Raw genomic sequence first — 11,366 nt, 5'->3', positions numbered from 1 at the left:
GCTCCAGGCTGCGGGCCTGCCGGTCGACAGCGACTTCGGCAAGAACGAAATCGATGTCGGCGGACCGCTGATCCCGCTCGACAGCTCGATGATGTTCGACAGCAAGGTCAAGGAACTGGACGAGGCGCTGGATACACTCGACCACCTCAAGAAGGAAGCCCGCCGGCTGCCGCTGGCCAACCCGGCTCCCGGCCACTCCGTCACCAGCCCGTTCGGCGTGCGCACCGATCCCATCCTCGGCACCGCCGCGCTGCATTCGGGCATGGACTTCAGGGCGCCCATCGGCATGGACGCCAAGGTCACGGCGCCCGGCGTTGTCACCAAGGCCGGCTGGAATGGCGGCTATGGCCGTATGGTCGAAGTCGACCACGGCAATGGCTTTGCGACCCGTTATGGACATCTGAGCGAAATCGACGTGACCGTGGGCGAGAAGCTGGACGCGGGCGCCGTCATCGGCAAGACCGGCAGCAGCGGCCGCTCGACCGGCCCGCATCTGCATTATGAAGTGCGCCACAATGGCGAAGCGATCGATCCCTTGCGCTTCCTCACSGTCGGCAAGAAGGTCGCSCAGTATCTCTGAAGAGCGCCGGTCCTGACCTGATTGGCTACCTCTCAAACCAAATCTTCCCCGCTTTGCAAGCAATCCGGATCTGGGTGATCGCTGTCCGTGCTGGCCTCGACTGCCATCCGGCGGCTTCGGCCCTGCTTGGACAGCGACCTGACTGGCACCTCATCCCAACGATCTGGCTATCGACATATCCACGGCCGTTCGGCCTGCCGGTGTTGACACGATTTCAGTTGTAGGATGATATGTATAACCATACGCCACAACACCAGCGCCGATCCGATAATGACCATCCACGGCATTTCGCCAGACGTCCTTGCCGCCCTGGAGCATCTCCTTGGGCAGAGCGGTGTGGCTGCCGATGCGGCTAACATGGCGAAATACCTGGTGGACTGGTCCGGCGATCATCATGGCGGCGCGCTTGCCGTGCTGAAACCGGCATCGGTCGCCGAGGTCCAGGCCGCGGTGCGCCTGTGCGGCACGCTTGGGTTGGGGATAATCCCGCAGGGCGGCAACACCGGGCTTGTCGCGGGCGCGATCGACATCGGCACGGCCCAGGGCGCGGTGATCATCAGCTTGGAGCGGCTGAACAGGATTCGCTCTGTCGACGCCGACAATTTCATGCTGCAGGCCGATGCCGGCTGCATCCTGCAGCACATCAAGGATGCCGCCGAAGAGCAGGACTGCCTGTTTCCGCTGGCGCTCGGCGCTCARGGCAGTTGCCAGATCGGCGGCAACGCTTCCAGCAATGCCGGCGGCGTCAAYGTGCTSCGCTACGGCATGGCSCGCGATCTCATCGTCGGACTGGAAGTCGTGCTGCCTGACGGCGAACTGTGGAGCGGCTTTTCCGGCCTGCGCAAGGACAATCGCGGCTACGACCTGAAGCAGCTTTTCATCGGCGCCGAGGGCACGCTGGGCATCATCACCGGTGTGGAGGTCAAGCTCTTTCCGAAACCGGGCCGTGTCGAAACTGCCTATCTGGGGCTTCCTTCATTCGAAGCGGCGATATCGCTGTTCAGCCAAGCCCGACGCGGATGCTCCGACCTGATATCCGCCTTCGAGATCATCGGATCGGAATGCATGGAGCTCGCACGGCTCGTCGACCCCAACATCGGCGCGCCGGTTACGGCGCCCGTCCATGTGCTGATCGAATTGTCGTCGAGTGCCGCCATCGACCTGCGCGCCCTGCTGGTGGATTTCCTTGCCCGCACGATGGAAGAAGAACTCGTCACTGACGCCGTTCTGGCAGAGAGCGGCGCACAGGCCAGGGCGTTCTGGGCCGTTCGCGAAGGGCTGGTCGAGGGCCAGGCCAAGCGCGGCTACCACGTACGCACCGATCTTTCGGTGCGTATCTCCGATATCCCCACGCTGATCGCCCGAGCCCGGCAGTTTGTCGAACTGGAGCATCCGGGCTGGATTTCGCAGGCCTATGGCCACGCAGGCGACGGCAACATCCATTTCAACGTCCTGCCGCCGCTCGACCTTGCCGAGCCCGAGGCCCGCGCCAGGGGCACCGCCATCACCACTGGGTTGTACGACATCGTCAACGCACTTGGCGGCTCGATCAGCGCCGAGCACGGCATCGGGCGCACCCGCCAGCCTGCCTACTGGGCCGGAATGACCCCTGTCCATCGCAAGCTCGTCACCGCGCTGAAACATGCCATCGACCCGGGCGGTCTGATGAACCCCGGCTGCCTCTTTCCCGCGACGGAGACTTTTTCATGAAACAACGACTGGCTGCCATCGGCACTGTCGAGGCGCTGCCGCATCGGGTCGCCGCGTTCCTCAGCCGCGAGATCGAGTCCGGCGATCTCAACCCGGGCGCCCTGCTGCCGACGGAGCAGCAGCTTTCGGAGAAATTCGGCGTCAGCCGCAACGTCGTGCGCGAGGCAATCGCACAATTGCGCGCCGACGGCATGGTGGAGGCGCGGCAAGGCATCGGCTCCTTCGTGCTTGCACCGGAGCAGCGCGCGGCAATCCGCATCGACCGCGAGACGCTGAAGGAAGGGCAGAACATGGAGCGGCTGTTCGAGCTGCGCTGCATCCTCGAGGCCGAGTCGGCGGCACTCGCCGCCGAGCGCCGCGACCAGGAGCACCTCGACGCCATCAAGGCCGCACTCGACCGCATGAGCGGCGAGGAGCGATGGGAGGACGGCAGCATCGACGCCGACCTGCTGTTTCATCGCGAGATCGCCCGGGCGACCGGCAACAGTTACATCCACACCTTCATTTCCTTCGTCTGCGAGCAGATCCGCCGATCGATCTATTACGCACGGCAGACCAACCCCCTGCACGATCTGGTGGAAGTCAATGTCGGCGAGCATGTGCGCATCTACGAGGCGCTGGTCGCCGGCGACCCGGCGGCTGCCGAGGCTGCAATGCGCGCGCACATCATCGGCGCGGCCGACCGTGTCGGCGTCAAACTGCCATTGCGCACCCGGCGTACTGAGGGAGGCCAATAGTCATGCCGATGGGGACCGCATATCGAATTTCGGATGTCTGCCTTCTCGTCGAGGATATCGAGCGGACGGTCGAGTTCTATGTCGACAAGCTCGGCTTTCGCCTGCGCCGCCGCGCCGAGGGTTTCGCCGACTTCCATGGCGAGGGCGTGACACTGGCAGCATGGGAGATCGACCATATCGGCCAGCATGCCGGCGTCTCGAAACTGAAATCGCCGCGCCATGCGCACAAGGTCTGCGTCGCCGTCCAGCTCGACACCCCCGACGAGATCGACCGGCTGCATGCCGAGCTGACAGCCAAGGGCGTACCGTTTTATGGCCCGCCCGAAAACTATGTCTGGAATGCGCGCTGCGCCTATTTCACCGACCCGGACGACACGCTTTGGGAACTCTACGCCTGGCTCGACGGCGGCCCCGGCGACTACCACGACGAACAGCCGTAGACCACCCGCGCCAAGGGAACGGCGCGCAATGAAGAGACGAGACAGTCTTGCAACAGGAGCGGAAAATGAATGGGAATTACGACATGAACCGCCGCGGTTTCATGAAATCCGGCTTGGCGGCTGTTGCCGTGGCATCGGGCGGAATGCAGCTGGTGCTGACGCCGGGCGCGAAGGCCGCAGGCAAGGTCGTCATCCAGTATGACTGGCTGATGTCCAACGGCCAGATCGGCGACATCGCCGCCGTCGCCAACGGTTACTTCAAGGATGCCGGGCTCGACGTGGAATTCAGCCCGGGTGGGCCCAACGCCTCGACCGTGCCGCCGGTGATTTCGGGAGCGGCACAGCTTGGCCAGTTCTCGGAGACGCCACAGCTGTTTTCGGCACGCGCCAGCGGCGTGCCGGTGAAGATGGTCGCCTGCGGCTTCCGCACCGGCCCCTATGCGCTCACCTCCAAGGCCACCAATCCGATCAAGGGCGTGGCCGACCTCAAGGGCAAGAAGATCGGCATCCAGCCGACAGCGCGCTTCGTCATGGATGAGATCCTGGCCAAGAACGGCTTGAGCGCGTCCGACCTCACCGTCATCAATGTCGGTTTCGACAAGGGACCGCTGGTGCGCGGCGATGTCGACGCCATTGGCGGCTGGATCACCAACACGCAGGCGCTCAGCGTCGTCGGCGACGACCGCATCGACCTTCTGGTGCGCGACCTCGGCTTGAATTCCTATGCCGATGTCTATTTCGCCACCGATGCGGCGATCGAAAAGGACCCGGACACGCTGGCCAAGTTCATCGGCGCGGTCGCCAAGGGCTGGGGATGGGTGCACGCCAACCCGCAGGAGGCGGTGAAGAAAATGGTCGCCGCCTATCCCGAAATGGACCTCGGCTGGGAAGAGAAGACCGTCAACCTCGTGCTGAAGCTCTCCTTCGACGGTGCGACGGCCAAGGACGGCTGGGGCACGTTCGACCCCGCCTCGATCGAAGAGCAGTTGGCACTGCTCGACAAGGTCGGCCAGTACCCCAACGGCCGGCCCAAGGCGGCCGACGTCTACACCACCAAGATCCTCGAACTTTCGGCTGCCGACCGGCCGAAGCTCGACGCGCCCGCCGCCTGATGGCAAGCGCGATCGAAGCCAGCAGGCTGGATGTCGGCTATGGCGGCCGCCAGGCGGCCGTCAAGGTGCTTTCCGGCCTCGACCTCACCGTCGAGACCGGCTCCTTCCTGTCGATCCTTGGGCCGTCCGGCTGCGGCAAGTCGACCTTGCTGCGCGTGGTCGCCGACCTGCTCGACCCGCTCGGCGGCACGATCAGCGTGCTCGGCGACACGCCGCATGCGGTGCGCTCGCGCCGCGATGTCGGCTTCGTCTTCCAGGACTCGACCCTGCTGCCCTGGCGCACGGTGCGCGACAATGTGCGTCTGCCGCTTGGCGTCGGGCAAGGCAGCCTGACGCGGAAAATCGAGGACCGTAGCGACGAATTGCTGGAGCTGATGGGGCTTGCCGGCTTTGGCGAACGCCTGCCGCATCAACTCTCCGGCGGCCAGCGCCAGCGTGTGGCGATTGCCCGCGCCTTGCTGGGCCAGCCGAAGCTGCTTTTGATGGATGAACCGTTCGGGGCGCTCGACGAAATCACTCGTGACCGGCTCAACGACGAGCTTCTCAACCTGTGGCGGCGCACCGGCACGACGATCCTGTTCGTCACCCATTCGATTGCCGAAGCCGCCTATCTCGGCGAACGCGTAATCGTTCTCGCCGCCAATCCGGGACGGCTGGTCAAGGATCTGGACATGCGGTCGCTCAAACAGGACGGCAACCGCTGCACACGCGAAGATCCGGCGATCGTCGCCGCCATGGCAGATTTGCGTGTCGCGCTGGAGCAGGCGTCATGAGGCCGGCGCCGCTCTCGCCGCAAATGGCAATAGCCCTGCCCGTTCTCGGCGCGGCATCGCTGCTTTTCGCCTGGCAGTATCTGCTGCCGCTGCTCGGCGTGCCGGCCTATATCGTGCCGACGCCGACCGCCATATCCGGCGTCTTCCAGAAGAATTTCGCGCTGCTCATGGACAATCTCAGGCCGACGCTGATCGAGGCGCTGGCCGGTTTCGTCATCGGCAATCTGGCCGCCGTGCTGTTGGCGATCCTGTTCGTGCACAACCGCATCCTGCAGGCCACCTATTTTCCGATCGTGCTGTTCTTCAACACCATTCCGATCCTGGCGCTGTCGCCGATCATCATCCTGATCTTCGGACTTGGTATGACGCCGAAAATCGTCATCGCGGCGGTGATCTGCTTCTTCCCGACGCTGGTGAACATGATCCGCGGCCTGGATTCGGCCAGCGACAATGAGCACGAGCTGTTCCGGGTGCTGTCGGCGACACGTTCGGAGGTTTTCTGGAGCCTGCGCCTGCCGCGTGCGCTGCCGATGCTGTTCTCCTCGCTCCGCATCGCGTCGGCGACGGCAGTCATCGGCGCCATCGTCGGCGAATGGATCGGCTCGGACAAGGGCCTCGGCGCGCTGATCATCCAGGCGAGTTTCAATTACCAGTCGGACCGGCTTTACGCGGCGATCGTGCTGTCATCTTGCCTGTCGATCGTGCTGTTCTGTGCCGTGGTGCTGGTCGAACGCCGGGTCATCAAATACTGAACAGGCATTTCACTGGCTCGTGCAAGCCTTGCACGAGCCGACCCTGGACCGCTTGGGTCAGTCAGCTATTTTCCGGTTGCACCGATAGAAATCTGGTCGCCGCAGCAACCAGCGTGGCCGTGCCAATCTTCAAGGCCGCCTCATCGACGCGAAATTTGGGATGGTGAAGCGGAAAGACCGATCCGACCGCCTCGTTGCGGATTCCAAGCCGGAAATAGACCGAGGGGCGCTTCTCGCTGTAGTAGCCAAAGTCGTCGGCAATGGTCCATCCGGGCGTGTTGAGGACATTGTCGGCGCCGACGCAGGCCTTGCCGCTGGCGGTGACCAGCTCCGCCATCTCGCCATCGTTGACGACCCCCGGTTCCCCCTTGTGGATGACGAGTTGCACACTGGCGCCGTGGCTTGTCGCGATGCACTCGAGGATTTCGCGTACGCGGCGCCAGGCCCGCTCGCGGGTCGCGTCACTGCCGCTGCGGATGGTGCCTTTCAAGGCGACCTTGCCGGCGATGACATTGTAGGCGCTGCCGCCATTGATGCCGGTGACTGAAATGACCAGGGGATCGTAAGGATCGATTTCGCGCGAGACGATCTTCTGCAATTCCCCGACCATGGAGCAGGCCACGGCAATCGCATCGACGCCCTCATAGGGTTTTGCCGCGTGCGCCGCCTCACCGATGACGATTGCATCGAACGTGTCGCACGCCAGCGTATAGGGACCTGAACGGACCGCGATCTTGCCGGACGGCGTGTAGGGGTCGACGTGAAGGCATATCGCGGCGTCGATATCGTCGAGCAGCCCCTCCTCCACCACACGTTTGCCGCCCGAGGGCGAATCCTCTTCGGCCGGCTGGAAGATCAGGCGGACGGTTCCGCCAAAATCGGCCCTTGATCGATGGAGGTGCGCGGCAACCGCGAAACCCATCGAGGCGTGGGCGTCATGGCCGCAGGCATGCATCACGCCGGGATTTGTCGATGCGTAGTCGACACCGGACTCTTCTTCGATCGGCAAGGCATCGATGTCGGCGCGAATGGCGATCTTTCGGTTCGACGGCTTGCCGGTGCCGACAATGTCGACCGCAAGGCCAAAGCCCGCGACATCGCGAATATCAGTGATCCCCTCGCCGGCCAGCATCTGCCTGAGATAATTCTGCGTGTTCGCCTCGCGGTTCGACAGTTCCGGATTGCGGTGCAGATAGCGGCGGATCTCGATCATCTGGTCGAGGATGCCGGCATCGATATCGACCGCGCCGAGACTGGCAACACCGCCTGCCATGGCCGAACCCTCAGGATTTGACATGGATCTCTCGCGGGAACTTCGTCAGCGTCTCATAGCCGGTTTCGGTGACCAGAATGGTCTCGCTGATCTCGATGCCCCAGCCGTCCATCCACATGCCGAGGATGGAATGAACGACGTTGCCGGATTGAAGCACCGTCTTGTCGCCTGGCCGCAAGCTGATCGTGTGTTCGCCCCAATCCGGCGGATAGGCGACGCCGATCGAATAACCGATGCGCGACTCCTTCTTCAGCCCGTAGCGTTGAATGACCTTGCGCCATGCGCCCTCGACGGCTTCGGCAGTCGTTCCCGGCCTGACCGCGTCGAGCACCGCGTCCATGCCCTCGATMACCGCCTTTGCCGTGTCCGCGACACGCGTCGGCGTCTTGCCGAGCTGCATCGTTCTCGCCAGTCCGGCCGCGTAGCGGCGGCAGACGCCGGCAAGTTCCAGCGCAATCGTCTCGTTGGCTCCAAACCGCCGGTCGCTCCACATGATATGCGGAGCCGAGGCATTCTCGCCACCGAGGATGGTCGGCGGAAGAGCGGTGATGTCGCCGGCAAAATCCGGGCTGCCGGCGATCTGCGCCGCCTGGATCGAGGCAATGGCGTCGCATTCGCGCACGCCGGGCGCGATCACCTCGAAAGCCCGCGTAACGGCGGCCTCGGCCAAGGTCGAAGCCTTGCGCAGATAGGCGATCTCGGGCGCCGATTTGACCGCACGGATCCAGTTCACCAGCAGATCGGCATCATGCCATTTCGCGTTGGGAAGGCCAGCAACGAGGCGAGCATGCGCTTTCGGCGAGAAATAATAGGCTTCGAGTTCGATGCCGATATGTCTGCTACTCCAGCCCTTGGCGACGATCCAGCTGGCGATCCAGTCCATGGGGTGACGATCGGCACGCTGAACATGATCCTCCGGGAACCCAACGACGTTTTCGGGCTTCATCCAGGCCGTCAGCAGACCACCTGCAGCATCCATGGCGCGTCCGATCCAGACCGGCTCGACCTGCTCGATCGGAATAAGCACCACCTGCGGCGTGTAGAACGACCAGCCATCATAGCCGGTGATGTAGTGCTGATTGGCGACGTCGTTGACGACAAGGAGTTCGAGACCGCGCTTCGCCATCTCGGCGCGGATCTTGGCAAGCCGCTGCTGGTATTCGTCGCGGGCAAACGGCAATTCGATCATCTCTGCTCCATGCTTTGGTCAACGGTTGCGAGGCTTGCCCACCATTGAAGCGGTTTCGCTATGGCGGCAATCAGCCAAGCGCGGCACGTGAACAGGGCCTAGGCTAGGTGCGGCTTGCTGCTCTCCCAGGATTAGAACGCGATCCCGATTTATTTTTGAATTCCATTTGACTGAATAAATCTTTGATGCGAACCTAACGTCAACTGGGGCGCAAGGCATGGCATTGCGGGGGACCAATCAGGAGTTCGGGCGGCCGTACAACCGGCGCATCGTGCTTGAATCCATCCGCCTGCATGGGCCGATCGCCCGCGGCGAGATTGCCAGCCGCGTCGGCCTCACCGTCCAGACCGTGTCGACCATCGTTCGCGAGTTGGAGGAGCAAGGCTATATCCTCTCCGTGCGCGAGGAACCCAAGGGGCGCGGCCTGCCACCGGCGACGCTGCGCATCAATCCCGAGGGCGGCTATGCCGTCGGTATCCACATCACCCCGCTCGGCATTAACGCCGCCTTGATCAATCTGAGCGGCGACGTGATCGAGAGCGCCTACCGCGAGGCGCCGAACGCGACGCCCGACCACGCCTTCGAGCTGATCGGGGCCATGGTGTCTGAATTGACCGGATTGCGGGTCGGCGGACGGGTTCTTGGGGTTGGCCTCGCCCTGCCCGGACCGTTCGGGGTCGAATCCATGAGTTTTGTCGGCCCGACCACAATGACCGGCTGGAAGGATGTGGCGCTGCGCGAGCGGCTGGCCGCCTCGACCGGACTGCCGGCCTTCTTCGAAACCGACATGGCGGCAGCAGCCATGGGCGAGCGGCTCTACGGCCTCGGTGCCCAATTCTCGGAGTACTACTACCTCTATTTCGGCGTCGGCCTTGGCGGCGTCATGGTGCATGACGGCAGTGTGCAGCGTGGCGCCTGGGGCAATGCCGGCGAGGTCGGGCACATCCCTGTCGTTCCCGGCGGCGAGGCTTGTCCGTGCGGCAACACAGGCTGTCTCGAAAGGTACCTCTCGCTCGAGGCGCTCCGGCGCTGGAACGGCTCAGAGGCCGATTGGGTCGCGGAAGTCGCGCCGATCTTTCACAACGCCATCGCCGTCATCGAGAACCTGTTCGATCCTGAAACGGTCATCCTCGGCGGGCTGGCGTCGACCGATCTGCTCGAACGGCTGGCCGGTTCGGCTGACGGCCTGCACAACTCCGTCTCCGCACGCAAGGACCGCACGACGCCCCGGGTCATGGTCGCGCGCGGCGGGCAGCATTCCGTGCTGCGCGGAGCCGCCGCCCTTGCGGTTTCCGGAGTGCTGTCGCCGCGCTTCGGCCAGATGTTCGCCGCCGAGCGCGAACACGGCCGCGATCTTCTGACAGCCAAGGAGATTGCGGCATGAGCGAACCGCTGCTGGTGCTCGACAACGTCACCAAGAACTATGGCGCCATCGAAGCGCTGAAGGGGATCAGTTTCTCGATCGGCAAGGGCGAGGTCGTGGCGTTGCTCGGCGACAACGGCGCCGGCAAATCCACGCTGGTCAAGATCATCGCTGGCGGGCTCGAGCCGACCTCGGGCCGCATGCTGTTCGAAGGCAAGGAGTTTCTGGCCAGGTCGCCGGCCGAAGCCAAGGCGGCGGGCATCGAAACCGTCTACCAGGACCTGTCGCTGTGCACCAATGTCGACGTGGTGGCGAATTTCTTCATGGGCCGCGAGATCACTAGGAAGGTGCTTGGCATTCCCGTGCTCGACGAGCGCGCCATGGAAGCCGTCGTCGGCAAGGCGCTGGCCAGCGCCGGCACCCGCATTCCGTCGCTGCGCACCAATGTCGAGCATCTCTCGGGCGGCCAGCGGCAAGCCATCGAGCTCAACCGGTTCGTGCACTGGGGGGGCAAGCTGGTGCTGCTCGATGAACCGTTCGCCGCCCTTGGCGTCGAGCAGACGCGGCGCGGTCTTGAGATGATCCGCCAGGTGGCAAGCCAGGGTATCGGTGTCGTCATCATCACCCACATCATGCAGCAGGCCTTTCAGGTCGCCGACCGGATCGTGGTGATCCGGCAAGGCGTCGTGGCGGGCGATGTCGCACGCAACAAAACAAGTCCCGACGCGGTGATCAACATGATCACCGGAGAGACGCTTGCCGGTGCCGGACCGGCAGGCTGAGGGACAAAAGAGGGGTCCGGCTTAACAGGGAGCCAACGACATGAAGCGAATACTTCTTGCTGTCTTCGGCATCCTGGCACTGGCCTTTGCCACGCTCACGCCGGCATTCGCGCAGTCCAAGGGTGTCGTCTATTACATGGTGCCGACACTGCTCGACGAGTTCCAGACCGGCTCGGTGAGCGCTCTGGAGCTGTTCCTGAAGCAGACCGGCTACGAGATGAAGACGCTGAACGCCGACAACAAGACCGACGCCCAGCAATCGCAGATGAACGACGTCATCGCGCTCAAGCCGGCCGCGATCATCCTCGCGGCTGTCGACTTCAACGCGCTGAAACCGTCCATCGAGGCCGCGCGCGCCGTCGGCATTCCGGTGGTCGAGTTCGACCGTCAGATCACCTCGACGCCTTCCGACTTCACCTCGGTCGCCGGAACCGTCGAGATCGGCTATGTCGCCGCCGACCAGGCCGAAAAGCTGCTGAAGGCCAAGAACGGCTCGGTGAAGGGCAAGGTCCTGCAGGTGCTCGGCGATCCCGGCGACCCCTACACGCTCGACATCCAGAAAGGCTTTGAGGAGAAGTTGAAGGCGTTTCCGGACGTCAAGATCATCTCGCTTCCGGCCATGCAGTGGGAAGCCAGCAACGCCGGCACCATCGTT

12 protein-coding genes are annotated in these 11,366 nt (G+C 63.7%); 10 read left to right on the top strand and 2 right to left on the bottom strand.

The window, feature by feature from the left end:
* From AC1DX0_RS22745 to AC1DX0_RS22715, 7 genes are all read left to right on the top strand, one after another.
* Window positions 1-580: M23 family metallopeptidase (locus AC1DX0_RS22745; protein ID WP_477356919.1), on the top strand; the 580-nt coding region annotated here is incomplete at its 5' end.
* 270 nt (window positions 581-850) lie between these two features.
* Window positions 851-2,290: an FAD-binding oxidoreductase gene (locus AC1DX0_RS22740; RefSeq protein WP_477221243.1), complete on the top strand. Its 1,440-nt coding sequence runs from the start codon at window positions 851-853 to the stop codon at window positions 2,288-2,290.
* Window positions 2,287-3,027 carry a FadR/GntR family transcriptional regulator gene (locus AC1DX0_RS22735; protein WP_477221242.1) on the top strand — a complete coding sequence of 247 codons (741 nt, stop codon included), beginning with the start codon at window positions 2,287-2,289 and terminating at the stop codon, window positions 3,025-3,027. The genes AC1DX0_RS22740 and AC1DX0_RS22735 overlap by 4 nt, the downstream gene beginning before the upstream one ends.
* 2 nt (window positions 3,028-3,029) lie before the next feature.
* Window positions 3,030-3,467 carry a VOC family protein gene (locus AC1DX0_RS22730; RefSeq protein WP_477221241.1) on the top strand — a complete coding sequence of 146 codons (438 nt, stop codon included), beginning with the start codon at window positions 3,030-3,032 and terminating at the stop codon, window positions 3,465-3,467.
* A gap of 83 nt (window positions 3,468-3,550) precedes the next feature.
* Window positions 3,551-4,579 carry an ABC transporter substrate-binding protein gene (locus AC1DX0_RS22725; RefSeq protein WP_477221463.1) on the top strand — a complete coding sequence of 343 codons (1,029 nt, stop codon included), beginning with the start codon at window positions 3,551-3,553 and terminating at the stop codon, window positions 4,577-4,579.
* Entirely contained in the window at window positions 4,579-5,352 is a 774-nt protein-coding gene (locus AC1DX0_RS22720; RefSeq protein ID WP_477221240.1) for an ABC transporter ATP-binding protein, read from the top strand. The genes AC1DX0_RS22725 and AC1DX0_RS22720 overlap by 1 nt, the downstream gene beginning before the upstream one ends.
* Complete coding sequence (locus AC1DX0_RS22715) at window positions 5,349-6,104, top strand: ABC transporter permease (RefSeq protein WP_477221239.1); 756 nt, start codon at window positions 5,349-5,351, stop codon at window positions 6,102-6,104. Before AC1DX0_RS22720 ends, AC1DX0_RS22715 begins: the two co-directional genes overlap by 4 nt.
* Before the next feature lie 61 nt (window positions 6,105-6,165).
* Here AC1DX0_RS22715 and AC1DX0_RS22710 read toward each other — a convergent pair whose 3' ends face one another.
* Complete coding sequence (locus AC1DX0_RS22710; RefSeq protein ID WP_477221238.1) at window positions 6,166-7,401, bottom strand: M20 metallopeptidase family protein; 1,236 nt, start codon at window positions 7,399-7,401, stop codon at window positions 6,166-6,168.
* Entirely contained in the window at window positions 7,388-8,566 is a 1,179-nt protein-coding gene (locus AC1DX0_RS22705; RefSeq protein WP_477221237.1) for a M24 family metallopeptidase, read from the bottom strand. The genes AC1DX0_RS22710 and AC1DX0_RS22705 overlap by 14 nt, the downstream gene beginning before the upstream one ends.
* Window positions 8,567-8,783: 217 nt before the next feature.
* On the opposite strand from AC1DX0_RS22705, the gene AC1DX0_RS22700 reads away from it, so the two are divergent.
* The 3 genes from AC1DX0_RS22700 to AC1DX0_RS22690 all read left to right on the top strand — a co-directional run.
* Window positions 8,784-9,950, top strand: a complete 1,167-nt coding sequence (locus AC1DX0_RS22700) for an ROK family transcriptional regulator (RefSeq protein ID WP_477221236.1) — start codon at window positions 8,784-8,786, stop codon at window positions 9,948-9,950.
* Window positions 9,947-10,711 (top strand): ATP-binding cassette domain-containing protein, encoded by a 765-nt coding sequence (locus tag AC1DX0_RS22695; protein WP_015318182.1) that lies wholly within the window; start codon window positions 9,947-9,949, stop codon window positions 10,709-10,711. Before AC1DX0_RS22700 ends, AC1DX0_RS22695 begins: the two co-directional genes overlap by 4 nt.
* Window positions 10,712-10,751: 40 nt before the next feature.
* Window positions 10,752-11,366, top strand: a 615-nt coding sequence (locus tag AC1DX0_RS22690) for a sugar ABC transporter substrate-binding protein (protein ID WP_477356917.1), incomplete at its 3' end; no start/stop codon positions are given.

This window comes from Mesorhizobium sp. P3_A9, from assembly GCF_056402975.1.
The sequence above is the reverse complement of the archived record's forward strand: the minus strand, read 5'-3'. Positions and strand labels throughout refer to the sequence as shown.